Below are 25,731 nucleotides of genomic sequence, written 5' to 3'. Positions count from 1 at the left end.
AGAGTTTTAAAACGAAGGCCGAAACCGTATCCTCGAATGCAAGAACCTCGCTCTGTCTTGAAAGCTAAACTACGAAGGTGATTAAGCCTTTTTCAGTGCCATTCGACTAAAGTCCTCACTACGAACCAAATTTGCGTCAATTCCTGTTTATCTGCGGTTAAAGTTTCTAATTTTGTTCCAAAGATAGCGGGGATTCAAATAACGCCGATATTTGGTAACTACTTCTTTTCCCAAAATTACCACGCTCAGCCAAAAACAAACTTCGGCTAGCACAGCTAAAACAACATCTATTTGTGTTTTTTCGGCTATGCTCAGCGGTAGGAATGGTATAACAAACAAGATTGCCAGCCAGGGCAAAAAAGATGCAATAAATAAAAACCAACCCAGCTTTTGCAGATTCTGCATAGATTTCATTTACTGGATAATTTTATATTGCACGGCGGTAGCCCTAACTGAAATTATAGAGAAAGTCTCGCCAAAGTCTCCAAGTATCTAGAAATTATCTGCATTAATCTATAGCAGTTCTCAAAAAAAGTGATGTATGCCCAATTCCCTATGCCCTATGCCCAATTCCCTATGCCCAGTCGTACCTAATATGGGATCTCGAAAGGCTATAGCATCTACGGTTTGCCTTCCATTTCCAACTCAATTCTTAATTCCCGTCGCTGCAATTCCCCGAATAAACTGCCGCTGGCCCGCCAAAAACAGCAACACCACCGGCACAGTCCCAATTACCACCGCCGCCATCAACAACTGCCAACTGCTAGTAAACTGTTCCTGAAACTCAGCCAACACTAACTGCACAGTCCGCAACTCCGGCCTCGTCGTAAAAACTAGCGGCTTAAACAAATCATTCCACTCGCCGATAAAGGTAAACAAAAACAGCGTCACCAAAGCAGGGCGCGCCAACGGCAACATCACCTGCCACAATACCTGCCAGCGGTTAGCCCCATCCAGCATTGCCGCTTCCTCCAACTCCACCGGAATTGTCAGAAAATACTGGCGCAGCAGAAAAATTCCGAAACCGTTAACCGCCGTCGGTAAAATCAGCGCCCCGTAAGTATTCAGCAAATGGCCCCACTTCAAAACCATGAAAATTGGAATCACCAAAAGCTGAAACGGAATCACTAGCGTCGCTAAAACCACCAAAACAAAGGCTTTTCGCCCCCGAAATTTCAGCCTGGCCAAAGCATAACCAGCTAAAGCAGAAGTCACTACCTGAAAAGCAGTAACTGCGATCGCCACTAGAGTAGAATTAAGAAATGCCAACAAAAAATTACCCCGGCGCCAAGCCTCCTGATAGTTCCCAAAAGTCAGACCTGTGGCCTTGACATCCACACCCGATGGTGATATAGAAGCCCAAAAAACAGCAGCCAGCGGCAGCAGCACCAGCCCAGCCCCCACTAGCAACAAAATAAAACTCAGCAGTTCCAGTGCTTGAGACCTGTCCCACGATTTACGCATAAACTTGTGAATTAACCTAAAATAATAAGCTTGTGAGGCTCTCAAACCCGATCGCCTTCCAGATTCCCACACAACCGTAAATTTTTAGTCGAAAATAGGTAAAGTGTAGTGCACGCGACCCCAAAATTTAAAGGGGTTTCCAAACATCCTACAAGGTTATACGAGGAGACGACATATCTATGCCCCAGCTTGAGGCCAGCCCAACAATTGACTTTCAAACCGAAACTTACAAAGACGCTTACAGCCGCATCAACGCCATAGTGATTGAAGGCGAACAAGAAGCTCACGACAATTACCTGCAACTGGCAGAAATGTTGGCTGACAAAAAAAGTGAGTTAATTGGCTTGTCCAAGATGGAGAACCGCCACATGAAAGGCTTCCAAGCTTGCGGCCGGAATCTCAAAGTCACGCCGGATATGGTATTTGCCAAAGAGTTCTTTTCGGAATTGCACAGCAACTTCCAAACGGCATCCGCCCAAGGTAAGGTTGTAACTTGCTTGCTGATTCAATCACTCATTATCGAGTGTTTTGCGATCGCAGCCTACAACATCTACATTCCCGTCGCCGATGACTTTGCCCGCAAAATCACCGAAGGCGTCGTCAAAGAAGAATACAGCCACCTCAACTTTGGGGAAGTCTGGCTGCAAGCTCACTTTGAAGAATCCAAAGCTGAACTCGAAGCCGCCAACCGCCAAAACCTGCCCATCATCTGGAGGCTGCTAAACTCTGTCGCAGACGATGCTAGCGTTTTGGGAATGGAAAAAGACGCCTTAATCGAAGACTTCATGATTGCCTACGGCGAAGCCCTGGGTAACATAGGGTTTAACAACCGCGACATCATGCGGATGTCAGCACAAGGCCTCGCAGCCTAATCAATTTGGAAATAAGGAATGGGATAAAAATTAAAAATTAAAACCTTTTAATTTTCCCTTCTTCCTTCTGCATTACAAGGTCTTGTACCCCAATCAAGTTGGAAATAAAGAACGGGAACTAAATTAAAAAAAATTAATTTCCCTTCTGACAACTAACAACTGACAACAGACAACTAACAACTAACAACTGACAACTAACAACTGTCAACTGTCAACTGTCAACTGTCAACTGTCAACTGACATCTTTCTTCTTCCTTCATTTGACAACTTAATGTTTGGTCTAATCGGTCACTTAACCAGCTTAGAACACGCCCAATCAGTAGCTAACGAGCTGGGCTATCCAGAATATGCCGATCAAGGGCTCGATTTTTGGTGCAGCGCACCGCCCCAGATAGTCGATCATATCACTGTCACTAGCATTACCGGGCAAAAAATAGAAGGCCGCTATGTGGAGTCGTGTTTTCTACCAGAAATGCTAGCCACTCGCCGGATCAAAGCAGCCACTCGCAAAATCATTAACGCGATGGCACACGCTCAAAAAAACGGGATTAATATCACTGCTTTAGGCGGCTTTTCTTCGATCATTTTTGAAACCTTCAACTTGCAGCAAATTAAGCAAATCCGCAATCTAAAGTTGGAGTTTGAACGCTTCACCACTGGTAACACCCACACGGCTTACATCCTCTGCCGCCAAGTAGAAGAAGCAGCCCCCAAATTGGGGATTGAACTTTCAAAAGCTACTGTGGCGGTTTGTGGTGCTACTGGGGATATTGGCAGTGCTGTCTGCCGCTGGCTGAATGTTAAAACTAATGTAGCAGAATTGTTGCTCATTGCCCGCGACAAAGAACGATTGCAAGATTTGCAATCGGAATTGGGACGAGGCAAAATCATGGATTTGGAAGAAGCTCTCCCCCAAGCGGATATTGTAGTCTGGGTAGCCAGTATGCCAAAGGGAGTAGAAATTGACCCGAAGACATTGAAGCAACCCTGTTTGTTGATTGACGGTGGTTATCCGAAAAATCTGGCAACTCAGGTTCAGCATCCCGAAATTTACGTACTCAATGGCGGGATTGTGGAGCATTCCCTCGATATTGAGTGGAAGATTATGAAGATTGTGAATATGGATGTGCCGGGCCGGCAGTTATTTGCCTGTTTTGCCGAATCCATGCTGCTGGAATTTGAAAAGTTGTACACCAATTTTTCTTGGGGACGGAATCAAATTACTGTAGAAAAGATGGAGCAAATCGGCGCAATTTCCGTTAAGCACGGTTTCCGACCTTTGATGTCATTTTGATGTAATTTGTTGAGGTTATTGGTTATTGAGGAAAGTTTTTCTGACAATAACCAGTAACTTTTTTTTGAGAGTTAAGAGTTAAGATTGTGTTCGATCGCACAACTCGAAGAAAAGTTTTTGGCAGCCAGCACAAAGAGTGCCCCTCGGTCAAAAATATACAGCTAACGTTTATTTAACAGACACGATCTAGTAGTATATCGCTCAACTTATTCAATAGATTGAGCTGGCATCAAATTGTCCCCGCAGTTTTTGATGGTCATGACTTCGATGATTTTTTTGCCCATTGCCTCTGAGATGTCGAGAGCTTGGGAAAGTTCAACTAAGAAATCTTTTTCCTCGGTTGTGAAAACTCCATCTACCAAAACCAAATCTGTGGCAATTGCAAAAGCTGTTTCTCGAAGCTGAGCATTCAATGCGTTTTTAGCTGCGGCAAATACTTCGGCCGGAGTGTACTGACTGCTCAATTTCAGAACTTTCTTAAATAGTTCTTGGAAGTGTTCGCCAGAATAAGAGCCGAACAAGCGAATGTGATTGGCGGCAAGGGTTTGTCTTTCGGCTTCGGATATTTCACCGTCGGCGGCAACAGCTAAGACTGAAATAGCTGTCAAAGCTTCCGACGGACTGAGTTCGATCGCACTTGTATCGCTTTTTGCGCTTTGGAACAATTCAGCAGGGTTAGGTCTTTTGTGGCTGTGGGCGGGCATAGGGGTAGCTTAAACAGTTGACAGTTGACAGTTGACAGTTGACAGTTGTCACGAAGGAAGAAGGAAGAAGGAAGAGGGAAGAAGGAAGAGTTGACTGTTGAGCCGGGACAGTTGACAATCAAAAATCTTCACTCCCCAATCCAAAATCGTTTGACAGTTGACTCCGAAAGCAGTTGACAGCTACCTGGAAGCAAGAGGATTGGATTAATGAATAGTCTGATTTTAATTTCTACCTACAAGAGTTCTGGCTTTAAACCAATTCTTTCTGGTAAAACTCTGGGATTAAGCAAAAATAGTGTAGCAAAAAACGAGGCTCAAGCCTCAGGTTTTCAACTCTGGTTGCGAAGCAAAGCACAATTCAAAATTCAAAACTTCCGATAAACCCTCTTTTTCAGCAACACCTGACAGGGTAGGATCGGGAAACAGTCGATCGACTTTCACGTTAAAAACCCTATAGAAATTATCAGCGTGGCAAACCCAGACCGCAAACCACTACTCCTAGATTTTGAAAAGCCACTGGCCGAACTCGAAACCCGAATTCACCAGATTCGCGAACTTGCCGCAGAAAACAGCGTCGATGTCACCGACGAAATTCGCAAACTCGAAGCTCGTTCCGCCCAACTGCGACAAGAAATTTTCAGCAGCTTGTCCCCCATGCAGCGCCTGCAACTCGCCCGTCACCCGCGCCGCCCCAGCACCCTCGACTACATTCAGGCAATTAGCGACGAGTGGATCGAGCTTCACGGCGATCGGCGCGGGGGAGACGACCCCGCCCTCGTCGGCGGAATTGCCCGCATAGACGGGCGTCCTACAGTCATCATCGGCCATCAAAAAGGACGCGACACCAAAGACAATATCGCCCGCAACTTCGGGATGGCAGCTCCCGGCGGCTACCGCAAAGCCCTGCGGTTGATGGAACACGCCGATCGCTTCAGTATGCCAATTTTCACCTTTATCGACACTCCGGGGGCTTGGGCGGGCTTAGAAGCCGAACAGCTCGGACAGGGAGAGGCGATCGCCTGCAACCTCCGAGAAATGTTTCGCCTCGACGTTCCGATTATTTGCACTGTCATCGGCGAAGGCGGTTCCGGCGGCGCATTAGGTATCGGCGTCGGCGAGCGGCTGTTAATGTTAGAACATTCCGTGTATACCGTAGCCACCCCCGAAGCTTGTGCGGCCATCCTCTGGAAAGACTCCGGTAAAGCCAACTTAGCCGCCGAAGCCCTCAAAATTACTTCCTGGGATTTGAAAAACCTCGGCGTTCTCGATCAGATAGTACCCGAACCCGTTGGTGGCGCGCACTCCAATCCCCTGAAAGCTGCGGCTATGCTCAAAGGAGCTTTGTTGGAAAACTTAGCAGAACTGACACAGCTCACCGGCCAGCAGCGGCGCGATCTCCGGTATCAAAAATTCCGCGACATCGGTGTGTTCACTGAAAAGGTTGCTTGAGCCGATCGCTCTTTTGAGTTATTAGTTGTGAATTACAAATTTCTTAACTTCGCACTCATAACTAATAACTCACTGCTGACTGTTCTGCGAATCTGTCAGCAGTGTTATAATTTCTCAGGTGAGATCGGCTTAACAGTTCTTAATGTTTCTCTCATAATCAATTGTTATCACCCGCAGCAGACAGTTGTCTGATTTGCCGAAACAGACTGCAACGCTTGACGGGTAGTTGCCGATCGAAAATATGCGAAAAGTAGTCCCAGATGCCTTGGCAATGGGATAAAAGGTTTAGTAGTTCGCGGGCGTCAAGGTAGCACTTGCCAACTAATTTCCGTGTTTTTCCGTAAAATTAGGAACGATCAGGACACGCTCATGAACGATCGAACAACAAAGCAGGCTCTGATTACCGGAGCCAGCAGCGGTATTGGCAAAGCGACGGCTCTAGCGTTCGCTGCCGTTGGCATAAATCTGGCCTTAGTTAGCCGAGAGTCAGAAAACCTAGAAGCCGTTGCCGCAGCAGCCCGAGAATTCGGAGTGAAAGCAGAAGCTTATCCCTTAGACTTGGCAAAAATTGAGCAAGTGCAAAGCAGCATCAGCGCGATCGCAGCTCAATTCGGCCCCGTAGATATCCTGGTCAACAGCGCTGGCATGGGCTACACCGGCTCGTTGACCGAAACGCCCCTAGCCGACTGGCAGAACGTTCTAGACCTCAATCTTACTAGCGTTTGGCAGTGTATTTTAGGAATTTTGCCGGGAATGCGCGATCGGCGATCGGGAATCATCATCAACATTTCCTCGATCGCAGGCACCCAAACCTTCCCCAACTGGGGAGCATACTGCGTCAGCAAATTCGGTCTCATGGCTTTGTCCAAGACATTAGCCGCCGAAGAACGGGCTGGCGGAATTCGCGTCACAGCCATCTGTCCGGGTTCTGTCAACACTCCCATGTGGGACACAGACAGCGTGCAAGCCGACTTCGATCGCAGCGCGATGTTAACTCCAGAAATCGTCGCCCAATCAATCCTGCACGCAGTTCAGTTACCGGCAAGTGCAGTCATTGAAGAAATGACGCTCATGTCCAACGCCGGAATTTTGTGAACTTGAGATTGTAGAAAGCTGGATTTTTATCGAATTCAACAATCTTTAAATCTCTCGTTCTATCCCTCAATCGAAAATCGAAAATCGAAAATCGATAGGTATATGCCGAATCGAAAATCGAAAATCGAAAATAGATTCATCCTCACACCAACTTTTTATGACAATTGCATCGAATAACGGTACGAACGGCTCAAACTCAATCTCAACTGACACCATGAAACAGCCCGCAACCGCCGATAACAACTTGCCCCGCATCGCCACTCGACCCGATCGCAATTCCTCCCACGGTCAAGAATCCAACGTTCCCGTAGCCTCAGAAATAGGTCAGGAAGAAATGATGGAAGCCGTTCGGACAATGCTGCTGGGAATAGGAGAAGATCCCGAACGCGAAGGATTGCTCAAAACCCCGAAGCGGGTAGCAGAAGCAATGCGGTTTCTCACCAGCGGTTACAGTCAATCCCTCGAAGAACTCCTCAACGGCGCTATCTTTGACGAAGGTCACAACGAAATGGTACTGGTGCGAGATATCAGCGCCTTCAGTATGTGCGAACACCATATGCTGCCATTTATGGGTCGAGTTCACGTAGCTTACATTCCCAACCAAAAAGTAGTGGGACTGAGCAAACTAGCGAGAATTGTCGAAATGTACAGCCGGCGATTGCAGGTACAAGAACGTTTGACGCGCCAAATTGCCGAAGCAGTTCAGACAATATTGGAACCACAGGGAGTGGCTGTAGTAATGGAAGCTAGCCATATGTGCATGACGATGCGGGGCGTGCAAAAACCCGGTGCTTGGACAGTGACGAGTGCGATGTTGGGCGTGTTTCAGGAGGAACAAAAAACTCGCGAAGAATTCCTGAATTTGATCCGCCACCAACCGGCATTCTTTTAGTCAGTTGACAGTTGACAGTTGACAGTTGACAGTTGACAGTTGTCGGTTGACAGTTGTCAGTTGTCAGTTGTCGGTTGACAGTTGTCATATCAAATCCGTTAGTGTCGTCCTGTATTCATCTCTCTCTTCTCTTCCTCTGCGTTCTCTGCGTTCTCTGCGGTTAAATCATTCCGGTACAGCCGGAATTGATATCAGTTGTCGGCTGTCGGTTAACAGTTGACAGTTGTGATTGGGCTGATGACTGCTGACTAATGATGACTTTTCACCAGCCCCAAAACGGGTACCGTACCACGTACAGTCCATAAATGGAGCTCCCAAAATTTTAGAGTGTTGTTCAAGCTGCCAGATTCAAGGCTGCAAGTAAATCTAAAATCTAAAATCTAAAATCTAAAATCGACTGACGATCGCCAAATAAGCTCATAAAATAGACGAGTGACTTATGGCTTGTGACTAAATGAATCCTATTAAATTCGGTACAGATGGCTGGCGCGGCATCATTGCTGACGATTTTACATTCGATCGCGTAGCGTTGGTAGCTCCCCTAGCAGCACAAGTTCTCGCACAAACTGGCGGCAATAATGCCACCAGTGGGACTGTAATTGTCGGTTACGACCGCCGATTTCTGGCTGAAGATTTTGCCAAAAACGCGGCTGTGGCAGTCCAAAACGCCGGATTTGACGTGCTCCTCAGCGAATCCTACGCCCCAACTCCGGCTTTTAGTTTGGCGGCAAAACAGTTAAATGCTTTGGGTGCGATCGTCCTGACAGCCAGCCACAATCCCGGTGCATATTTAGGATTAAAAGTCAAGGGCGGATTTGGCGGTTCAGTTTCGCCCGAAGTTACGCAACAGATAGAAGCAAAACTCGAAAATCCGGCGGCACTTTCAGCAACTCCCGGAAAATTGGAAAATTTCAATCCTTGGCCGGCTTACTGCAAAACCTTGCGGGAAATGGTGGATATTGAAGCGATTAAGGGGGCGATCGCATCTGGGAAAATTACGGTATTTGTAGATGTAATGCACGGCGCCGCGGCGGGCGGATTAGCTCAAATATTAGAAGAAACTGTGCAAGAAGTCAACAGCGATCGCGATCCGCTGTTTGGAGGCGGTGCACCGGAACCTTTGCCACGCTACCTGTCGCAATTGTTCCGCCTGATGCGGACTCACCAGCGAAAAGCATCTGGTTTGTCGATCGGATTTGTATTTGACGGAGATAGCGATCGAATTGCAGCCGTTGACTCTAGCGGAAACTTCCTCAGTTCGCAAATCCTAGTTCCTATATTAATCGAACACTTAGCCAAACGGCGCGGCTTGAGCGGAGAAGTCATCAAAACAGTCAGCGGTTCCGACATCATGCCCAAAATTGCCGAACTTTACGGCTTACCAATGTTTGAAACGCCGATCGGTTACAAGTATATAGCCGATCGAATGTTAACCACCCAAGTCCTAGTCGGCGGCGAAGAATCCGGCGGAATCGGCTACGGAACCCACATTCCCGAAAGAGACGCTTTGCTATCGGCGCTGTATTTGTTAGAAGCCGTTGTCAAATCCGGGGAAGATTTGAGCGACATCTATCGCCGACTGCAAACAGAGACTAATTTTACTTCAGCTTACGATCGCATTGACTTGCATCTAGCAAGCATGGCAGAAAGAGCGCGTTTGCTGTCGCTGCTGCAAAATCAACCTCTCACAGAAATAGCGGGGAAAGCAGTTGTAGATTGCAACAAAGTTGACGGATATAAATTTCGTTTAGCTGACGGAAGTTGGCTGTTAATTCGGTTTAGCGGTACTGAACCAGTGTTGCGCTTGTATTCGGAAGCTGCGACTTTGAAAGAAGTGATGCAAAACTTGAATTGGGCAAAGGATTGGGCGCAGAAAGGTTAAACAGTTGACAGTTGACAGTTGACAGTTGACAGTTGACAACGAAAACCCAATCTATAGCGAGTCTAAATCATTCATGAATATGTGTAGGGGCGGTGCCCCCGTGCCCGCCCTCTCCGATCGATCGGGCAACCACGGGGGGATTGCCCCTACAAGAATTATACAAATGATTTTGCTGTTAATTGTCCGCTGTTAAAATTTAATCGTCGGTGAGTAATATCTTTACTAACTATGATTGCAAACAAAAACTTCAATGTTATAGGTGCGATCGGTGATATCCACACTGAGGAACAGTTGTTAAAGAAATCTGTAGATTTTCTCAAATCCCAAAATGTTGACAAGATCCTTTCTGTCGGAGATATTGTTGATGGTTTAGGTGACGCTAATCAATGCTGCGATATCTTGAGGCGCGAAGCAATTTTAACAGTTTCAGGAAATCACGATCGATGGTTATTAAACAATCAACTGCGAGATCTAAAAAATGCTACACAGCCCGATTCCCTTTCGATTGCTTCCCATTCATTTTTAAGTTCTCTTCCTGCAACCAGGGAATTTCCAACACCTCATGGTTTAGCACTTTTATGTCACGGGCTTGGGGAAAATGATATGGTTCGCCTCAATCCTGATGATTATGGGTATGCCATTCAAGCAAATACAGATCTGCAAAACTTAATTCGAGATGGAAAATATAGATATGTCATCAACGGTCATACAAATCGTAAGATGGTTCGACACTTTGGCAACTTAACTATTATAAACGCTGGCACGTTAAAACCCGGACACGAGCAGGGTTTTGTGGTCATTAATTTTGTCGAACAATTTGTACAATTCTACAAGTTTTTGGAAGATTCTGCGATCGAAGCAGCAGAAACAGTTAGTTTAATAGATTGTTTGTAGTAAGGACTTTAGTCCTTCTTCAACAAAACATAAACTAAACTACACAAAGCAATCAATACAATCAGAAAAATAGGAACACCCAAGAAAGGATAAATAGCTGCAAAATTGAACAGTGCAGCAAAGCCGTATTTTAAAATAAAATCTATAATCAAAAAAACCATTAGATTTATTAACAACCCGACAATTAATAGCAAAAGTTTTTGAAATAAAAGATTTATTTTCACTTGTTTCTCCCTTCATCTTCTCTGTGTTCTCTGCGTCCTCTGCGGTCAAAAAAAATATTCCTAGTTGTCGCCAGTCTTATCCTGCTTAGATGATTCAGGTTTTCCGGCTAATTGTAATAACCCAGAACTATCTGCATTCATCACATAAAGCCTGACATCGGGATATGAATCAGGAATAAATGCAATCTTTTTACCATCAGGTGACCATGCAAAAAACGAACTTTAGGTTTTAATTTAGTCAAATTCGAGCCGTCGGCATTCATCGCACAAATAAACGATTCTTCGGTACCATCTTGCTGAATTTTTGAAGGACAGCTAAAGGAAATTCGACCGTCAGACAACCACACAGCACTAGCACCATCGGCTATCTTTTGAGGTTTTCCCGAACCGTCGGCATTAGCAAGCCAAACTTGACTAATAGTTTTTTGTCGTTTGCCATCGCTTGTATGTATGCCGCGATTGTAGACGATTTTTTTGCCGTCTGGCGACCAAGACGGTGCATAATCTTGACTGGTTGACAAAAGCGAAATTCTATTGGTTTTGTCTGAATTAATTATTTCAATTTTAGTGTTTGTGAAAGCAACTTTTTTTCCATCTGGCGACCATATAGGAGAGTAATTGGTAATTGACTCACCTTTGTTATTTCCCAAATCAACTAGCTTCACCAAACCGCTACCATCTGGATTGATTGCATAAATTTTTCCTTCTGCTTCAAAGGCAATCCGATTGCTGCTGCGCGACCATTGGGGATTTTTTGCCCAGCCAATATCTTTGGTAATTTGCGTGAGTTCTGAACCGTCGGAATTGATTGTATAAAGGCTACCGCAGCAATTTTTATTTCCTTCTTGTTGCTTGAAATTGCGATTTGAATAGAAGATAATCTGCCGACTATCAGGCGACCAAGCTGGGTCAACATCCGCTTCTGGATCGTCGGTAAGTCTAGTCAATCCTGTACCGTTGGCGTTGACTTTATAGATTTCCCAGTTCATAAACGGTTTTTCATTTTTGCCGTGGGTTGCTACAAAAGCAATTTGCTGACTATCCGGCGACCAGACTGGTGGGCCCATAACCTCATAGGCTGCATATTCATCGGGCATTGTACAGCTATGAACGGAGATTGCTGCAATTATAAAAAAAGCTAAAAGGTGAATTTTAGAAAGGCGCATAATTTATGACGATCGCATATTTTTCATGCTATAATTTAAGCCTGAGATATATAATTTTATTGTGACAATCCCTCGACTGTCATATTTGGCGATCGCAATTAATTTTGGGAGCTAAAAAGATGGCATACAGCGATTTCAGCCTTGCTAGAGTTAAAGACGATTTTGGCTTAACTTTGGATGAGACGCGCGATTTATTTGCTGCTACACCTTCTGTTGCACCGTCGGAAATTTTAACAACTACTTTGGATGATTACCAGAAAGAATTGGTTGAAAGCCGAAACCCATGGGCGTAGAAATTAAAATCAGACTATTCATTACTCCAATCCTCTGACTTTTAGGCCGAGGTCAACTGTCAACTGTCAACTGTCAACTGTCAACTGTCAACTGTCAACTGTTGAAGTGCCTTTAGCAATTGCTATTTCGACAGAAAAGGCTCGATCGGAATTTTTAATTGCTCCGATTTTGGCAGAAGCTAGGTGGCTGTTAAACAAGCGTGTTTCGCTATTTTCCGGCAAGGATTTTACTGTAGATCCAGCCAGGGGATTGCAAGGATTTTGTGATTATTTGATTAGCGGTTCTCAGGAACAATTGTTTATCAGTGCGACCGTTGTGACTATCTTTGAAGCGAAAAAAGAAGATATTATTGGCGGGTTGGGACAATGCGCGGCGGCAATGGTGGCTGCTCAATGCTTTAATCAAAATCAAGGTACTGAGGTCGATCGCCGGTGCTGTGACGACTGGTACTAACTGGAAATTCTTGATTTTGGAAGGAACTACTCTGTTTATCGATCCGGTTGAATACTATATTAAAGAGGTTGATAAGATTTTGGGGATTTTGCTGCAACCATTTTCCCAAAATGTGAGTTAATACTGAGATGTTTCACCATTGTCAGCAACAGGCTTTCCGGCCTGTTCCACAAGCAATGAATTTTCTTATTTGTGGGTTGGGCTTCTAGCCCGACCATAAAAGACTTATTGAGAATGCTATAAAATGTGAGTTAATGTCTATGGAAAGTTTTAATTGAAATTATGACCGATCGCAAATTACTCGTTGTCGCCACCAGCAATCCCGGCAAAGTTAAGGAAATGCAGGCTTATCTTCAGGATTTGGGGTGGGAGTTGCAACTGAAACCGGAAGAGTTGGAAATTGAGGAGACTGGGGAGACTTTTATCGCTAATGCTTGCTTGAAGGCTTCGGAAATCGCTAAAGCAATAGGTGAATGGTCGATCGCCGATGATTCTGGTTTAATGGTAGATGCACTTGACGGTCAACCTGGGATTTACTCGGCGCGCTACGGAAAAACCGATGCTGACAGGATATCTCGGCTGCTTAAAGAATTGGGAACCGAACCAAACCGGGGAGCACAATTTGTGTGCGCGATCGCGATCGCCCGTCCCGACGGTACAATTGCCCTGCAAGTAGAAGGAATTTGTCGCGGCGAAATCCTGCACTCTCCTCGCGGTACGGGAGGTTTCGGATATGACCCGATTTTCTACGTGCCTCAACAGCAACAGACTTTTGCGGAAATGACACCGGAAATTAAGCGATCGCACTCACACCGTGGCCGAGCATTCCAGGCTCTATTACCACAAATGGAGTCATTAGTCATTAGTTCGTAGTGCGGACTTCAGTCCGCTCTAAGACTGCGGACTCAAGTCATAACAAAAACAGTTCGTAGTGCGGACGCCAGGACGCTCTGAAACTACGGACGCCAGGACGCACTACGAACCTTACTTATTTATTGTGGTCAATTGACAGACGATCAATGCCCTGCGCAAGCCAATGCCCCAGTATATTAGATTGCTTCCAGGTTCTTTTCTCCTGTCCGAATGCGGATAATTTGTTCTACAGGAGAGATGAAAATCTTGCCGTCGCCAATCTCGCCCGTGCGGGAAGCAGCGATAATTTTATCAACCACCATGTCAACCTGATCGTTTTCGACAACAATCTCGACCTTGAGCTTTTGCAAGAACTCAACGGTGTACTCAGAGCCACGATAGCGTTCTGTCATGCCCTTTTGACGGCCAAAACCTCTAACTTCAGAAACAGTCATCCCCACAATCCCAGCATTGACGAGTGCGATTTTCACTTCGTCAAGTTTAAACGGGCGAATAATAGCTTCAACCTTTTTCAAGTTTCTCACTCCTAACATTACTACTTTCGTTATATTACTTAATCGGCGTGACATCTTTTAAGATCGCTGCCAATAGCAAGTATTTTGTCAAATATACTACCTTATGTTGTACTCGCGATCGAACGCACGCCAACCTTTAACAATGTTCTCGGATTTTCCGGGGTGCGGGAGCTCGGGGATAGACCGATCGCGCTAGAGTGAAAAAGACCCAAGCCCTCCGTCGCCGATCTGCTAAAACAGAAAAAGAACGCAGGAGACAGGATTTTTCCCCGGTTTCCGCTTTGCACAAGTCAGATTTGCACGTATTGCTGAAAACTATAATTGCCAGAAGCGGTCAGTTAAACTATTCCTATGCACCCAGCTAGCCCTCCCCCTGACCGCAGCGGGCTTGATGCCCTACTGAGAAATCGCCCCTTCCTCACCTTGTGGACTGGCCAGTTGTTGGCCCAAGTGGCGGATAAAATCTTTTACGTATTGCTGATTATTCTGCTTAAAACAGGCGACTACCGACCCTGGCCCGTTTCTTGGCAACATTCGGAAAATTCGATGCTGTCAGCGGTGATGATCGCCTACACGCTGCCGGCGATCGTCTTTGGTTCGGCGGCCGGTATCGTGGTAGACCGCTTTTCCAAAAAGCAAATGCTGATCGGCTGCAACGCGATCCGAGCGGTGTTGATTGGATCTTTGCCGTTTTTGCCCAAAACTTTTGTGGTGTTGTTGGTACTCACGTTTTTAGTGTCTACCGTAACGCAATTTTTTGCTCCCGCAGAGGCGGCGGCAATCCCGCTGGCTGTGGGGCGAGAGGGACTGATGTCGGCAAATGCTCTGTTCGCCTCGTCCACCATGGGCGGGATAATTGTCGGAATGACGATCGGCGAACCGATATTTAGTTGGCTCAAACACAGCTACGGGCCAGCTTCTCAAGAGTTTTTCCTGGGCGGGTTGTACCTGATCTCAGCAGGTTTGCTCTACTTGATGCACATTAAAGAAAATCGCGGCGGTAGCAGTGGCAAAAATGTTCATCCTTGGCAAGACTTTAAAGAAGGTTTGCGGTATTTGAAGCACAATCGCCTGATTAGCAACGCGATGGTGCAGTTGACGATTTTGTATTCGGTGTTTGCGGCGCTGCAAGTTCTGGCGATCGCACTTTCGGGCAAAATAGGTCTCAAAGAAACTCAATTTGGATTTTTGCTGGCTGCAGCGGGCATCGGAATGGTCTTCGGTGCGGCGTTTTTGGGCCACTGGGGCGATCGAATGCACAACAAACCTTTGCCATTAATTGGTTTCGTAATGATGGGTTTTGTGTTGGGAATGTTTGCCTTTGTCAGACAGCTTTGGCTGGGATTCGGATTGAGTGCTCTGTTCGGTTTTGGCGCTTCCTTAATTAACGGCCCGATGCAAGCTTTGATTCAAGAAAAAACTCCCGAATCTATGCGGGGAAAAGTCTTTGGCTTGGAGAACAATGCGATTAATATTGCTCTCAGCTTGCCTTTAGCACTGACTGGCCCGCTGACGGATGCTGTCAGCAAAGCCGTCGGGTCGGATGACCTCGGCTTGCGGATCGTGCTGCTGAGTTTGGGCTTTTTAGTTCCAGTGATGGGCCTGGCAGCTTGGTACCATACCCGCAAAGTATTAAAGACTTAAGAGTATCTCTAGATCCGACGTAGGGTTGAAACTGCGTCTACACAAACAATGTCCGCCGGACGCCAACGGTCGAAAATAAGGTAACTTTAACCGTCAGTTTTTTAACCAACGGAGGCGGGTTTTGTCTGTGTCGCAGCGGTTTCCAACCGCCCGCTGTTCTGCTTCGGCAATTTTCCTGTTTCTTTCCTTCCTCTGCTGTTTCACAATTTCGCGATCGGACGATCGCACATCGCTCGCGAAACTTTTTGTAAAATATTAGCAGTTAAATTATGAGAGTTTGATTATTGAGATTAAAGTAGTATCCAAGCTTTCATTAAAAATCATAATTACTTTAAGGACGAAAATTCTGTGCAACTAAAAACTAAAGTAGCCGTCAAACGTGCAACTGGTGGATTTGCTTTGATCGACAGCTTGATCCGCCACGGCGTCAAGCATATTTTTGGTTATCCCGGTGGCGCAATTTTGCCGCTTTACGACGAGCTCTACCGCGCTGAAGAAAGCGGCGGGATCAAACACATTCTGGTGCGGCACGAACAAGGCGCAGCCCACGCGGCTGACGGCTACGCCCGCGCTACCGGACAAGTTGGGGTTTGTTTCGCGACTTCCGGGCCGGGTGCAACTAATTTGGTGACGGGGATTGCGACGGCCCACATGGATTCTATCCCGATGGTGGTTGTTACCGGTCAAGTTCCGCGTCCGGCGATCGGCACTGATGCGTTTCAGGAAACTGATATTTACGGCATTACGCTGCCAATTGTCAAGCATTCCTATGTAGTGCGCGATCCGAGAGATATGGCGCGAATTGTCGCTGAAGCTTTCCACATCGCGAGTACGGGACGCCCGGGCCCGGTGTTGATTGATGTGCCCAAGGATGTTGGTTTAGAAGAGTTTGACTATCTCCCCGTCACACCCGGATCTGTGAGAATTCCTGGCTACCGCCCGACAGTCAAGGGAAATCCCCGGCAAATCAGTCAAGCGATTCATTTGCTGACGGAGGCGAAGCGTCCTTTGCTGTATGTGGGCGGCGGGGCGATCGCAGCCGGGGCCCACGAGGAAATTAAGGAACTCGCCGAGATGTTCCAACTGCCGGTGACGACAACGCTGATGGGCAAAGGTGCCTTTGATGAAAACCATCCTCTGTCTGTGAAAATGCTGGGGATGCACGGCACTGCATACGCTAATTTTGCCGTTACCGAGTGCGATTTGTTGATTGCTGTCGGAGCTCGGTTTGACGATCGGGTGACGGGAAAACTAGACGAGTTTGCCGCGCGGGCTAAGGTGATTCACATCGATATCGATCCGGCGGAAGTCGGCAAAAATCGCGGCCCAGACGTGCCGATTGTCGGAGATGTCCGGCAAGTTTTGATGGATATGCTGCGTCGCTGTCGGGAAACTGGTGTTTCGGGAACTCCCGGACAAACTGGGGAATGGCTGCACAGGATCGATCGCTGGAAACAGGACTATCCGTTAGTTGTACCGCACTATCCAGAGATTTTGTCTCCGCAAGAGGTGATTTGGGAGTTGGCGACTCAAGCGCCGAATGCTTACTACACAACGGATGTCGGTCAACATCAAATGTGGTCGGCTCAATTCTTAAACAACGGGCCGCGCCGCTGGATTTCGAGCGCTGGTTTGGGAACAATGGGTTTTGGGTTGCCGGCGGCGATGGGCGCGAAAATGGCGCTACCCAACGAGCAAGTGATTTGTATTGCTGGCGATGCTAGCATCCAAATGAATATTCAAGAGCTGGGAACCCTAGCACAATATGGCATTAATGTCAAGATTGCGATCGTAAATAATGGCTGGCAGGGCATGGTGCGGCAGTGGCAGCAGGCGTTCTACGGCGAGCGTTATTCGTCGTCGAACATGACTGTAGGAATGCCGGATTTTGTGATGCTGGCCGAAGCTTACGGCGTGAAGGGGATGCTGGTTTCGCGGCCGGATGAGTTGCAAAGTGCGATCGGCGAAATGCTTGCTTACGACGGCCCTGTGTTGATGAACGTCAAGGTAACGAGGGACGAAAACTGCTATCCGATGGTAGTTCCAGGTAAGAGCAACGCTCAAATGGTTGGTTTGCCGGAACGCAGTAAATTGGAATCTGCGGAGTTGATTTATTGTCCGAGTTGCGGCGCGAAGAATGTTTCGAGCAATAAGTTTTGTCCTGAGTGCGGGACGAAAGTTTAACTCTGTTTTGAGTGGGGACTCAGGCATTGCTTATTAGTCTCAACTTAAGGTCAAACTCAGTCATAGATTGCTAACAATCGCCGAGGTCTGATCCCCCCTAGCCCCCCTTAAGAAGGGGGGAACCGGAGCGATCTCAAAGTCCCCCTTCTTAAGGGGGATTTAGGGGGATCTGGCAAGAGGATAAAAGCGAGAGATACAAAGGTTTCAGACTTAAGTTGACACATATCGGCAATGCGATGTCCTTACCCGGCTCTGCTGTTTCACATTTAAAACCATGTCCGCTGGCATCGCATCGAGAGCTTGAATCTGTAATTTATAAGCATATTTTATGAGCCAGTGTCTAAACCCTGATTGCTTATTCCAAAACCCGTCGGGCTCTACAAAATTATGTCAAAAATGTGGGAATAAACTGCTATTGGGCGATCGCTACGCAGCCAAAAAAATTATTGGACAAGGGGGATTTGGGCGCACTTTTCTAGCTATTGACGAGTATAAACCCTCAAAACCTCCCTGCGTTATTAAACAATTCTACCCCCAACTTCAAGGCACTTCTAGTATCCAGAAAGCTGCTGAATTATTTGAGCTTGAAGCAGTCCGCCTAGAACAGTTGGGTAAACATTCTCAAATTCCCGAATTATTAGCATATTTTAGTCAAGATGAACGGCAGTATTTAGTCCAAGAATTCATCGACGGTGAAAATTTAGCCCAAACATTAAAATCTCATGGATATTTTAGCGAAACGCAGATTCGCAACTTGCTTAATAACTTACTGCCCGTATTCGAGTTCATTCACTCTCGCCAAGTTATTCACCGAGATATCAAGCCAGAAAATATTATTTTTCGGCAAGATGGTCAACTGGTTCTCGTTGACTTTGGTGCCGCGAAATATGCGACACAAACGGCTCTAGCGGTAACGGGAACGAGGATCGGGACGGCTGGATATACGGCACCAGAACAAGCCAAGGGCAAAGCTATTCATGCGAGTGATATTTATAGTCTCGGTGTCACTTGTCTGTGTCTGTTAACTGAGGTTGAACCGATTGATTTATTCGATGATAGCGAGTTTGAGTGGGTGTGGCGAGAACACTTAAAAACATCTGTCAGTTCGGAACTGGGTCAGATTTTAGATAAAATGATACAACCTGCTATTAAAAAACGTTATCAATCTGCTACTGAAGTTTTGCAGGATCTTGCTTCTCAATCACCTCAATTATCACCTCAAACACCTCCACCGCCACCAGACTCGCTTAAATCAGCGCAGGGTGTTGACTATACTCGTCTGCGGGATTTATTAGCAGCAGGAAAGTGGAAAGAGGCGGATCAGGAAACATTCAAGGTGATGTTAATAGCTGCTAGACGGGAGAAGGAAGGTTGGTTCGATACGAACTCGATCGAGAATTTTCCTGGCGATGATTTGCGGACGCTCGACCAATTGTGGGTAAAATACAGTCAGGGTCACTTTGGCTTTAGCGTCCAGAAAAAAATCTGGTTGGAAGTAGGCGGTAAAGTTGATTGGGATACTGAATGCAAGCTAGGCGATCGTGTCGGTTGGCGAAAGAGGAGAAAGGGGAGGAAAGGTTGGTTGGAGTACGATGATTTAACCTTTAATCTGGAAGCACCACGGGGTCATCTCCCGTCGTGTGCGCGTGTGTTTGCGTGGGGGGGAGAAGGATTGGGTTGGGTTGTTGGGGTGTTGGGGTGGTTGGGGTTGGTTGTGTGGTTCTCTCTTCTTTCGCATCAAGAGCTGTAAGCTGTAATCTATAGCAATTTCAGCCCCTTTTTAAGTATTTATTCTCGAACCTTTTTCTACGAAGTAATCGGCTTTTAGTCATTTCAATACCTGTTACTTACATTAATAATAAATGCCAACAAAAGTCAGAGATATCATTAAACAACTAGAGGCAGACGGTTGGTATCTAGCTAGAACGCGAGGAAGTCACCGCCAGTACAAACATCCTACCAAATCCGGTTTAGTTACAGTTCCCGGTAAACTATCTGACGATTTGGCTCCTGGTACATCCAATAATATTCTCAAACAAGCTCAATTCAAAGAAGTTAAAGAGCAACAAAAACCTAACGAAGTCGAAACCAATCATCAAGATGAGGATCTCAACTAATGCGTTATGCCATTGTGATTGAAAAAACACCCAATAACTATTCAGCTTACGCGCCAGATTTACCCGGATGTGCAGCCACAGGCGCAACCCTTGCCGAAATACAGCAGCAAATTAAAGAAGCAATAGAATTTCACTTAGAAGGGTTGCGAGAGGAAGGTTTACCCATTCCCGAACCAACTACGCTATGTGAATATGTCGAAGCACGATAATCTCAGAAACCCGGTTTCTTTCTATATTTCTCGTCACTCAACGCAAAACTCGTAGAAACCGGGTTTCTCGCCCCCATGCTTAACCCGTGAACTTACGCACTAAGGCCAAAGAAACCGGGTTTTTTATATAATCTGTGGGTGACAACGAAAAATTTTCGTAAAAAAACCCGGTTTCTGAGATATGGGAAAATTCGCGGGAGTGATAAATGAATCTTTATTTGGGAATAGATTTCGGTACCACGGGCGCTCGATCGACAATCATCGACTCCCAGGGTACAATCCATTGCGAGACAGAATGCACTTTTGCCGGCGCACAACAGCCGGAATTGCCCTCGGTGTGGCAAAACGCGCTGTGGGCTTTAATTGAGCAAATCCCCGCAACCATCCGCAATCAGGTAAGCGCGATCGCCCTTGACGGCACATCTTCCACAGTCATGTTGTGCGATACTGACGGTGTACCCGTATGTGAGCCGATTTTATACAACGATGGGCGCGGTGCAGCGGTGACAGAGACGTTACGGGCGATCGCACCAGCCAACCACACAGTATTAAGCGCTACATCCAGCTTCGCCAAACTCCTGTGGTGGCAAGACTTTCGAGGGTTTACCAGCCAGCTTTATTTCCTGCATCAAGCCGATTGGCTGGCGTTTTTGCTGCACGGAAAATTAGGAATTAGCGACTATCACAATGCTTTAAAACTCGGTTTCGATGTTGATACTTTGTGCTATCCCGATTGGCTAATCGAGGGAATTGCTGGCGCTGTAACGCCGAAATTGCCGGAAGTTGTCGCACCGGGTACGCCTGTGGGGGAATTGAGGGCTCAAGTGGGCGATCGCTTCGGTTTTCCCCGCGATTGTACAGTTTGTGCTGGTACAACCGATAGCATCGCAGCCTTTTTAGCCAGCGGTGTCAATTCACCCGGGGAAGCAGTAACTTCTCTCGGTTCAACTTTAGCTGTGAAACTGTTAAGTCATACCCGCGTAGATGATTCGAGATACGGAATTTACAGCCATCGTTTCCCCCCCCTTTGTAGGGGCGGTGCCCCCGTGCCCGCCCTCCCCATGCCCGCCCAGGCAGGCGATTTGTGGTTAGTTGGAGGCGCTTCTAATACGGGAGGTGCGGTGCTGCGACACTTTTTTACTGATGCTGAGTTGGATAGTTTGAGCCAAAAAATCGATGCTAAACAAGAGAGTTTGCTGGATTATTACCCGTTGTTAAAAAATGGCGATCGCTTTCCAATTAATGACCCGAATTTGGCGCCAAAACTCGAACCGCGTCCGACTGATTCAGTGGAATTTCTGCACGGTTTGCTAGAAAGCATCGCGCGGATTGAAGCGCGGGGATATCAATTATTACAGGAGTTGGGCGCAACTCCTTTGACTAAAGTTTATACTGCTGGCGGTGGTGCAAAAAATGCGACTTGGAGTGCGATTCGTCAGCGGTATTTGAAAGTGCCTGTTGAAACGCCGATTCATACTGCGGCTGCCTATGGAAGTGCATTATTGGCGAAGCAGGGAAGTCAATCAATTTGAGAGTTGAGAGTTGAGAGTTGAGACGGGAGCATCTAATTTTTGCATTTAGAAGCGCAAATTTAATAATTTACACAAGTTTGTGGGATGGGCAGAAGAAGCATGAAATTGTAAATTATTTAATTTTTATCCCTTACAGTGCGAGCGTCCCCGCTCGCCTATTGTACAATAGGCGAGCGGGGACAGCACTAAAATAAAAAATGCTTTTTACAAAACTGAGATGCTCCCTAAGGGGGCTTTGGACTTTTGATTCGAGGATTCAACAAGGCGACTTCACGATCGATTCGATGGTTTATACTCTGAATGATTTTAGTCAGATTGATATCTGGTAAATTAGGAGTACAATCGCTCTCGATCGCAACTAAAATGAAATGCACCCAAACCTTCTGATATATTGTGTTAAGTTGTTATCCCTAAAAAGTAAGGACAATGGCAAAGCTACCTGATGACATCCTGAACACAATTTTCACATTGCAGCGACGGCTAGTGGAACTCCTCAACGAGACAACCGCCACAGAATATATTTTAATGCAGCAGTTTGGCGAGACAGAAGCGACACTCCCCGAACTTGAATCCCTGGATAATGTTAAGGAAAGGTTGAGAAACCCTTACAATCGTTTGTACAGGCTTTTGCAGCAAGTGGCAGAATCTCAACCCGCTGCGACTGCGGATACGTTAAACTTTCTGTATAGAACGATAGAACAAACAGAGGCGACTGTCGATGCCTCAGAAGCAACTATCCGAGAAATTAAAATCGATTGGAATTTGCCATGAATCAACAACCTAGAATCCCCGATGCTGAAACCAGAAAGCGACACGTTGAAAAAATGCGTGAAGTCTGCGAACAGTTGGACGCTTTGACTCTAAACCTGGATGAATTAATCGCTATATTTGAAGCTGACAACCGCCGCCAGCGTCGAGAACGTTTGGCGGGTAAATACAGGCGTGTCGAATCTCAAGTAATCGAATAAGATATGAGATGTTGCATCATTCTTAATAAGTCTTTTAGGAACAGGCAAGATGCCTGTTCCACAAAGAGTGAATTTTCTTGTGGAACAGGCATCTTGCCTGTTAAAAGAGAAGCAGATTTAATCTAATCCTAATTTTGCTGTACCATCCAGACTAAAAATCCCAATATTTTATCGACGGGAGGTAGGGGATAGTCGCTAAGATCGATCGTCACTTTTTGCCCTTCTAGCTTGAGAAACCGCCAAGCTGTGCCGCTGGAAATGCTACCGTAGATGGCCCAGATCGATCGCCCTTTCGCTTCATTAAACTTCTGGGCTGCCACCATTTCAGCAATACATTGACCCAAACCTACTTTCAAATCTCCTTTTTTAGCTTCTACCATCACAACTGCTGGGGCTTCAATGTCTAATTGTTCGGGGGAACGGCTGATAAGAAAATCGCAAACTCCTGTAAGTCCAACAGCAATATCGACATTAAATTCTTCACCCGAAAACACGTTGATATCATGTCCGCTCGATTACCATAGTAAAAAAGGTTCGTAGTGAGGACTTTAGTCCGCAACAAAGAAGGACTAAAGTCCTCACTACGAACCCGGTAAAGCATAAAAGCTGATGTTTTTATTCTACGTTTTTGCTTAGATTGGCTGCAATTTCGCTGTTCTCGGATCGATAATTTTTCTGCCCAAACCCGAAAACTTAATTGCTAGATTAATTTTATCGCCTACTCCCAAAACGTGCGTAATTTCTCCAACTCCAAAGGCATGATGAAAAACTTTATCGCCCGCTTTCCACTCTGCAAATTGTCCGTTATTCCCCGATTGATAATTCCCGGACTTGGCTGCTGAAGTATTAGTTTTTCCCTGAGATGCAGCCGTTTTTCCCGTCTTAGTTTTCTTCGTACTTCCAGCCAATAAATGTGTTGGTAACTCGCCCAAGAATAGCGAAGGCGTGCAGTGTTCGCGGTATCCTCCCCAGAGGCGCCGTTCGCGAGTGTGAGTGAGAAATAGCAATTCCTGGGCGCGAGTGATGCCGACGTAGCACAAACGGCGTTCTTCTTCTATCGCTTTCGGGTCATCCAAACTGCGGAAATTGGGAAATAAACCCTGTTCCATTCCGACTAGAAATACTACGGGAAATTCTAACCCTTTTGCTGAGTGCAGCGTCATCAGCGATACGCGGGAATCGTCTTCTTTCAAGTCATCTAAATCGGATGCTAAAGATGCTTTGGCTAAGAACGATGTTAGTGTCGGTTCTTCGTTTTGTTCTTCAAATTGTAGCACCGCGTTGTACAATTCTCGAACGTTTTCGATCCGGTTTTCGGCTTCTTCGGTTCCTTGGTTTTTTAAATCGTCAATGTAACCAGAATCTTCGATAATTCCTTGGACAATTTGCGAGGCGGGCGTGGTTTCAAGTTTTTGTTGCCAACGATCGATCATTTGGGCAAATTTAATAATAGCTTTTGCCGATCGCCCTGCTAGAGTATTTACAGAAGACTCATCGCTGAGGATTTCCCACAACGGAATCCCCAACTGGGTTCCAGCATCTTCGATTTTACCAAATGTGGTGTCGCCAATGCCGCGGCGGGGAGTGTTGATGATGCGTTTGAGGCTGACGCTATCGTCGGGATTGGCGATCGTCCGCAGGTATGCTAGGATATCTTTGATTTCTTTGCGATCGTAAAACTTCAGACCGCCGACAATATTGTAGGGAATATCCAAGTACATTAACGCTTCTTCAAAGGAGCGAGATTGAGCATTTGTGCGGTAGAGAATCGCAAAGTTACTGCCGTGTTCGTATTCCGAGTTTTGGCGCTTCAGCGTTTGAATTTGACCAGCCACAAATTGTCCTTCATCTAACTCGTTGTCAGCGCGCCACACCACAATCGGAGATCCGGGTTCGCGAGTCGGGCGCAGAACCTTCTCGATGCGTTCGGTATTGTGTTCGATCAAGTGGTTCGCGACTTGCAGGATGTTTTCGCGCGATCGATAATTCTCCTCTAATTTGACCATTGTCTGAGTCTTCTCGTCCGACAAACCGTCGCCGAAATCCTGTTGAAATTCCAGCAAGATGGTATAATCTGCCATCCGAAAACTGTAAATTGATTGATCGACATCGCCTACCACAAAAATCGAGCGGTTTTGCCATTTATCAAACTGTTTCGGGTCAACATTATTCGTAACCAACATCCGAATCAAATCGTATTGAGTGCGGTTGGTATCTTGATATTCGTCTACTAAAATATGTCGAAACTTGTGATGCCAATAACTCAAAACTTGCTCGTTTTGGCGCAAAAGTTTCACCGGAACCAGAATTAAATCGTCAAAATCTAAGCCGTTGTTAGCTGCTAAAGCATCTTGGTAGCGGCTGTAAACATCGGCAATTACGCGCCCCCTGTAATCCGGTTCGGCAGCGAGGAATTCTTGAGGCGACAAACCTTGATTTTTAGCGTTGCTGATGGCGTAGCGAACTTTGCGCGGGTCGAATTTCTTATCATCGAGGTTGAGGACTTTGGTGACGATTTGTTTGACGAGACTTTGAGCATCTGACTCGTCAAAAATCGAAAAATTCTTCTTCCACTGGCGGCCTTTTTCATCTTGATATTTCTCAATGTCGTAGCGGAGAATGCGGCCGCACAGAGAGTGAAAGGTTCCCATCCAAATCTGTTTGGTAATTCTGTGGTAAATTTGCGATCGCAATTTCGTCTGTATTTCCGGCGCTAAATCTGCCAAAGGTTTGCCATATTCCACTTCAGCTTGCTGAGTCGCCAGCAATTTCTCAATTCTTTCTTTCATCTCCCTAGCAGCTTTATTCGTAAATGTCACCGCCAGAATATTTTCAGGATCGACTCTGTGGGTGCGTACTAAGTTAGCTACGCGGTAAGTTAGAGCTCGGGTTTTCCCGGAACCGGCGCCCGCTACTACTAACAGCGGCCCGTTGTAATGGACGACTGCTTGGCGCTGGGATGGGTTGAGGTGGCTGAGGTGATCGGTAGTTTGAGTCATAGTTGGA

The 25,731-nt window shown here is 46.3% G+C and carries 30 protein-coding genes; 21 read left to right on the top strand and 9 right to left on the bottom strand.

Annotated features, from left to right (window positions below; translation table 11 throughout):
* Positions 1-147 precede the first annotated feature (147 nt).
* Entirely contained in the window at positions 148-405 is a 258-nt protein-coding gene (locus QZ918_RS22170) for a transporter suffix domain-containing protein (RefSeq protein WP_293338395.1), read from the bottom strand.
* Between the two features lie 240 nt (positions 406-645).
* Positions 646-1,464: a carbohydrate ABC transporter permease gene (locus QZ918_RS22165; RefSeq protein WP_293338393.1), complete on the bottom strand. Its 819-nt coding sequence runs from the start codon at positions 1,462-1,464 to the stop codon at positions 646-648.
* Positions 1,465-1,643: 179 nt separating this feature from the next.
* Here QZ918_RS22165 and QZ918_RS22160 point away from each other — a divergent pair, with 179 nt between their 5' ends.
* Both QZ918_RS22160 and QZ918_RS22155 read left to right on the top strand, forming a co-directional pair.
* Positions 1,644-2,336 carry an aldehyde oxygenase (deformylating) gene (locus tag QZ918_RS22160; RefSeq protein ID WP_293142590.1) on the top strand — a complete coding sequence of 231 codons (693 nt, stop codon included), beginning with the start codon at positions 1,644-1,646 and terminating at the stop codon, positions 2,334-2,336.
* 271 nt (positions 2,337-2,607) lie between these two features.
* Positions 2,608-3,630, top strand: a complete 1,023-nt coding sequence (locus QZ918_RS22155; protein ID WP_293142593.1) for a long-chain acyl-[acyl-carrier-protein] reductase — start codon at positions 2,608-2,610, stop codon at positions 3,628-3,630.
* A 206-nt stretch (positions 3,631-3,836) separates the two neighbouring features.
* Here the strand turns inward: QZ918_RS22155 and QZ918_RS22150 are convergent, their stop codons facing one another.
* Both QZ918_RS22150 and QZ918_RS22145 read right to left on the bottom strand, forming a co-directional pair.
* A complete protein-coding gene (locus tag QZ918_RS22150) occupies positions 3,837-4,334 on the bottom strand; it encodes a tellurite resistance TerB family protein (protein WP_293142596.1) in 498 nt (165 codons plus the stop codon).
* Positions 4,306-4,452, bottom strand: coding sequence for a hypothetical protein (locus QZ918_RS22145; RefSeq protein WP_293338391.1), 147 nt, complete (start codon positions 4,450-4,452; stop codon positions 4,306-4,308). The genes QZ918_RS22150 and QZ918_RS22145 overlap by 29 nt, the downstream gene beginning before the upstream one ends.
* A gap of 89 nt (positions 4,453-4,541) precedes the next feature.
* On the opposite strand from QZ918_RS22145, the gene QZ918_RS22140 reads away from it, so the two are divergent.
* The 4 genes from QZ918_RS22140 to folE all read left to right on the top strand — a co-directional run bounded on the left by QZ918_RS22140 (position 4,542) and on the right by folE (position 7,770).
* Positions 4,542-4,715 carry a hypothetical protein gene (locus QZ918_RS22140; RefSeq protein ID WP_293338389.1) on the top strand — a complete coding sequence of 58 codons (174 nt, stop codon included), beginning with the start codon at positions 4,542-4,544 and terminating at the stop codon, positions 4,713-4,715.
* 87 nt (positions 4,716-4,802) lie between these two features.
* Entirely contained in the window at positions 4,803-5,783 is a 981-nt protein-coding gene (gene accA / locus QZ918_RS22135) for an acetyl-CoA carboxylase carboxyl transferase subunit alpha (protein WP_293142602.1), read from the top strand.
* 369 nt (positions 5,784-6,152) lie between these two features.
* A complete protein-coding gene (locus tag QZ918_RS22130; RefSeq protein WP_293338387.1) occupies positions 6,153-6,878 on the top strand; it encodes an SDR family oxidoreductase in 726 nt (241 codons plus the stop codon).
* A gap of 157 nt (positions 6,879-7,035) precedes the next feature.
* Positions 7,036-7,770, top strand: a complete 735-nt coding sequence (gene folE / locus QZ918_RS22125) for a GTP cyclohydrolase I FolE (protein WP_293142608.1) — start codon at positions 7,036-7,038, stop codon at positions 7,768-7,770.
* 165 nt (positions 7,771-7,935) lie between these two features.
* On the opposite strand, the gene QZ918_RS22120 is transcribed toward folE, so the two are convergent.
* The gene (locus QZ918_RS22120; RefSeq protein ID WP_293338385.1) at positions 7,936-8,073 is read right to left on the bottom strand and encodes a hypothetical protein; all 138 of its coding nucleotides are present in this window, start codon (positions 8,071-8,073) and stop codon (positions 7,936-7,938) included.
* Between the two features lie 151 nt (positions 8,074-8,224).
* On the opposite strand from QZ918_RS22120, the gene QZ918_RS22115 reads away from it, so the two are divergent.
* Together QZ918_RS22115 and QZ918_RS22110 are read left to right on the top strand one after the other, a co-directional pair.
* Positions 8,225-9,652: a phosphoglucomutase/phosphomannomutase family protein gene (locus QZ918_RS22115; RefSeq protein WP_293338383.1), complete on the top strand. Its 1,428-nt coding sequence runs from the start codon at positions 8,225-8,227 to the stop codon at positions 9,650-9,652.
* Between the two features lie 228 nt (positions 9,653-9,880).
* Complete coding sequence (locus QZ918_RS22110; protein ID WP_293338381.1) at positions 9,881-10,546, top strand: metallophosphoesterase family protein; 666 nt, start codon at positions 9,881-9,883, stop codon at positions 10,544-10,546.
* Positions 10,547-10,910: 364 nt separating this feature from the next.
* Here QZ918_RS22110 and QZ918_RS22105 read toward each other — a convergent pair whose 3' ends face one another.
* Positions 10,911-11,867, bottom strand: a complete 957-nt coding sequence (locus tag QZ918_RS22105; RefSeq protein WP_293338379.1) for a TolB family protein — start codon at positions 11,865-11,867, stop codon at positions 10,911-10,913.
* Between the two features lie 188 nt (positions 11,868-12,055).
* Here QZ918_RS22105 and QZ918_RS22100 point away from each other — a divergent pair, with 188 nt between their 5' ends.
* The 4 genes from QZ918_RS22100 (at position 12,056) to rdgB (ending at position 13,556) form a co-directional block, all read left to right on the top strand.
* The gene (locus tag QZ918_RS22100) at positions 12,056-12,229 is read left to right on the top strand and encodes a hypothetical protein (RefSeq protein WP_293338377.1); all 174 of its coding nucleotides are present in this window, start codon (positions 12,056-12,058) and stop codon (positions 12,227-12,229) included.
* Between the two features lie 106 nt (positions 12,230-12,335).
* Positions 12,336-12,683: a thioredoxin domain-containing protein gene (locus tag QZ918_RS22095; RefSeq protein WP_367275409.1), complete on the top strand. Its 348-nt coding sequence runs from the start codon at positions 12,336-12,338 to the stop codon at positions 12,681-12,683.
* The gene (locus tag QZ918_RS33160) at positions 12,667-12,804 is read left to right on the top strand and encodes a hypothetical protein (RefSeq protein WP_367275408.1); all 138 of its coding nucleotides are present in this window, start codon (positions 12,667-12,669) and stop codon (positions 12,802-12,804) included. The genes QZ918_RS22095 and QZ918_RS33160 overlap by 17 nt, the downstream gene beginning before the upstream one ends.
* 161 nt (positions 12,805-12,965) lie before the next feature.
* Entirely contained in the window at positions 12,966-13,556 is a 591-nt protein-coding gene (gene rdgB / locus QZ918_RS22090; protein ID WP_293338375.1) for an RdgB/HAM1 family non-canonical purine NTP pyrophosphatase, read from the top strand.
* Between the two features lie 176 nt (positions 13,557-13,732).
* Here the strand turns inward: rdgB and QZ918_RS22085 are convergent, their stop codons facing one another.
* Complete coding sequence (locus tag QZ918_RS22085) at positions 13,733-14,071, bottom strand: P-II family nitrogen regulator (RefSeq protein ID WP_006633346.1); 339 nt, start codon at positions 14,069-14,071, stop codon at positions 13,733-13,735.
* 197 nt (positions 14,072-14,268) lie between these two features.
* Here QZ918_RS22085 and QZ918_RS22080 point away from each other — a divergent pair, with 197 nt between their 5' ends.
* The 9 genes from QZ918_RS22080 to QZ918_RS22040 all read left to right on the top strand — a co-directional run bounded on the left by QZ918_RS22080 (position 14,269) and on the right by QZ918_RS22040 (position 22,725).
* On the top strand, positions 14,269-14,436 hold the full coding sequence (locus QZ918_RS22080) for a hypothetical protein (protein ID WP_293338373.1): 168 nt from the start codon (positions 14,269-14,271) through the stop codon (positions 14,434-14,436).
* Positions 14,423-15,715 carry an MFS transporter gene (locus tag QZ918_RS22075; RefSeq protein ID WP_293142623.1) on the top strand — a complete coding sequence of 431 codons (1,293 nt, stop codon included), beginning with the start codon at positions 14,423-14,425 and terminating at the stop codon, positions 15,713-15,715. The genes QZ918_RS22080 and QZ918_RS22075 overlap by 14 nt, the downstream gene beginning before the upstream one ends.
* 348 nt (positions 15,716-16,063) lie before the next feature.
* Entirely contained in the window at positions 16,064-17,899 is a 1,836-nt protein-coding gene (gene ilvB / locus QZ918_RS22070; RefSeq protein WP_293338371.1) for a biosynthetic-type acetolactate synthase large subunit, read from the top strand.
* A 328-nt stretch (positions 17,900-18,227) separates the two neighbouring features.
* Complete coding sequence (locus QZ918_RS22065) at positions 18,228-19,649, top strand: serine/threonine-protein kinase (RefSeq protein ID WP_293338369.1); 1,422 nt, start codon at positions 18,228-18,230, stop codon at positions 19,647-19,649.
* 112 nt (positions 19,650-19,761) lie between these two features.
* Positions 19,762-20,016: a type II toxin-antitoxin system HicA family toxin gene (locus tag QZ918_RS22060; RefSeq protein WP_293338367.1), complete on the top strand. Its 255-nt coding sequence runs from the start codon at positions 19,762-19,764 to the stop codon at positions 20,014-20,016.
* Positions 20,016-20,225 (top strand): type II toxin-antitoxin system HicB family antitoxin, encoded by a 210-nt coding sequence (locus QZ918_RS22055; RefSeq protein ID WP_265234576.1) that lies wholly within the window; start codon positions 20,016-20,018, stop codon positions 20,223-20,225. The genes QZ918_RS22060 and QZ918_RS22055 overlap by 1 nt, the downstream gene beginning before the upstream one ends.
* A 206-nt stretch (positions 20,226-20,431) precedes the next feature.
* Positions 20,432-21,757 (top strand): FGGY-family carbohydrate kinase, encoded by a 1,326-nt coding sequence (locus QZ918_RS22050; RefSeq protein ID WP_293338365.1) that lies wholly within the window; start codon positions 20,432-20,434, stop codon positions 21,755-21,757.
* Positions 21,758-22,183: 426 nt separating this feature from the next.
* Positions 22,184-22,528, top strand: a complete 345-nt coding sequence (locus tag QZ918_RS22045; RefSeq protein ID WP_293338363.1) for a hypothetical protein — start codon at positions 22,184-22,186, stop codon at positions 22,526-22,528.
* Positions 22,525-22,725 carry a hypothetical protein gene (locus QZ918_RS22040; RefSeq protein WP_293338361.1) on the top strand — a complete coding sequence of 67 codons (201 nt, stop codon included), beginning with the start codon at positions 22,525-22,527 and terminating at the stop codon, positions 22,723-22,725. Before QZ918_RS22045 ends, QZ918_RS22040 begins: the two co-directional genes overlap by 4 nt.
* A 128-nt stretch (positions 22,726-22,853) precedes the next feature.
* Here QZ918_RS22040 and QZ918_RS22035 read toward each other — a convergent pair whose 3' ends face one another.
* On the bottom strand, positions 22,854-23,219 hold the full coding sequence (locus tag QZ918_RS22035) for a hypothetical protein (protein ID WP_367275405.1): 366 nt from the start codon (positions 23,217-23,219) through the stop codon (positions 22,854-22,856).
* Between the two features lie 138 nt (positions 23,220-23,357).
* On the bottom strand, positions 23,358-25,724 hold the full coding sequence (gene pcrA, locus QZ918_RS22030) for a DNA helicase PcrA (protein WP_293338359.1): 2,367 nt from the start codon (positions 25,722-25,724) through the stop codon (positions 23,358-23,360).
* Positions 25,725-25,731: the final 7 nt, after the last annotated feature.

Origin of the sequence: Microcoleus sp. CAWBG58 (assembly GCF_020883045.1) — a bacterium.
In the GTDB taxonomy this organism is placed as follows: Bacteria; Cyanobacteriota; Cyanobacteriia; order Cyanobacteriales; family Microcoleaceae; genus Microcoleus.
This window is presented reverse-complemented; position numbering and strand designations above follow the sequence as displayed.

Coding starts and splice junctions, on each gene's coding strand:
- QZ918_RS22105 (WP_293338379.1), bottom strand. CDS start 11,867: ATGCCCGATGAATATGCAGCCTATGAGGTTATGGGCCCACCAGTCTGG.
- QZ918_RS22065 (WP_293338369.1), top strand. CDS start 18,228: ATGAGCCAGTGTCTAAACCCTGATTGCTTATTCCAAAACCCGTCGGGC.
- QZ918_RS22150 (WP_293142596.1), bottom strand. CDS start 4,334: ATGCCCGCCCACAGCCACAAAAGACCTAACCCTGCTGAATTGTTCCAA.
- QZ918_RS22075 (WP_293142623.1), top strand. CDS start 14,423: ATGCACCCAGCTAGCCCTCCCCCTGACCGCAGCGGGCTTGATGCCCTA.
- QZ918_RS22165 (WP_293338393.1), bottom strand. CDS start 1,464: ATGCGTAAATCGTGGGACAGGTCTCAAGCACTGGAACTGCTGAGTTTT.
- QZ918_RS22055 (WP_265234576.1), top strand. CDS start 20,016: ATGCGTTATGCCATTGTGATTGAAAAAACACCCAATAACTATTCAGCT.
- QZ918_RS22120 (WP_293338385.1), bottom strand. CDS start 8,073: ATGGACTGTACGTGGTACGGTACCCGTTTTGGGGCTGGTGAAAAGTCA.
- QZ918_RS22045 (WP_293338363.1), top strand. CDS start 22,184: ATGGCAAAGCTACCTGATGACATCCTGAACACAATTTTCACATTGCAG.
- QZ918_RS22160 (WP_293142590.1), top strand. CDS start 1,644: ATGCCCCAGCTTGAGGCCAGCCCAACAATTGACTTTCAAACCGAAACT.
- QZ918_RS22110 (WP_293338381.1), top strand. CDS start 9,881: ATGATTGCAAACAAAAACTTCAATGTTATAGGTGCGATCGGTGATATC.
- QZ918_RS22170 (WP_293338395.1), bottom strand. CDS start 405: ATGCAGAATCTGCAAAAGCTGGGTTGGTTTTTATTTATTGCATCTTTT.
- folE (WP_293142608.1), top strand. CDS start 7,036: ATGACAATTGCATCGAATAACGGTACGAACGGCTCAAACTCAATCTCA.
- rdgB (WP_293338375.1), top strand. CDS start 12,966: ATGACCGATCGCAAATTACTCGTTGTCGCCACCAGCAATCCCGGCAAA.
- QZ918_RS22040 (WP_293338361.1), top strand. CDS start 22,525: ATGAATCAACAACCTAGAATCCCCGATGCTGAAACCAGAAAGCGACAC.
- QZ918_RS22140 (WP_293338389.1), top strand. CDS start 4,542: ATGAATAGTCTGATTTTAATTTCTACCTACAAGAGTTCTGGCTTTAAA.
- pcrA (WP_293338359.1), bottom strand. CDS start 25,724: ATGACTCAAACTACCGATCACCTCAGCCACCTCAACCCATCCCAGCGC.
- QZ918_RS22115 (WP_293338383.1), top strand. CDS start 8,225: ATGAATCCTATTAAATTCGGTACAGATGGCTGGCGCGGCATCATTGCT.
- QZ918_RS22100 (WP_293338377.1), top strand. CDS start 12,056: ATGGCATACAGCGATTTCAGCCTTGCTAGAGTTAAAGACGATTTTGGC.
- QZ918_RS22060 (WP_293338367.1), top strand. CDS start 19,762: ATGCCAACAAAAGTCAGAGATATCATTAAACAACTAGAGGCAGACGGT.
- QZ918_RS22050 (WP_293338365.1), top strand. CDS start 20,432: ATGAATCTTTATTTGGGAATAGATTTCGGTACCACGGGCGCTCGATCG.
- QZ918_RS22130 (WP_293338387.1), top strand. CDS start 6,153: ATGAACGATCGAACAACAAAGCAGGCTCTGATTACCGGAGCCAGCAGC.
- QZ918_RS22155 (WP_293142593.1), top strand. CDS start 2,608: ATGTTTGGTCTAATCGGTCACTTAACCAGCTTAGAACACGCCCAATCA.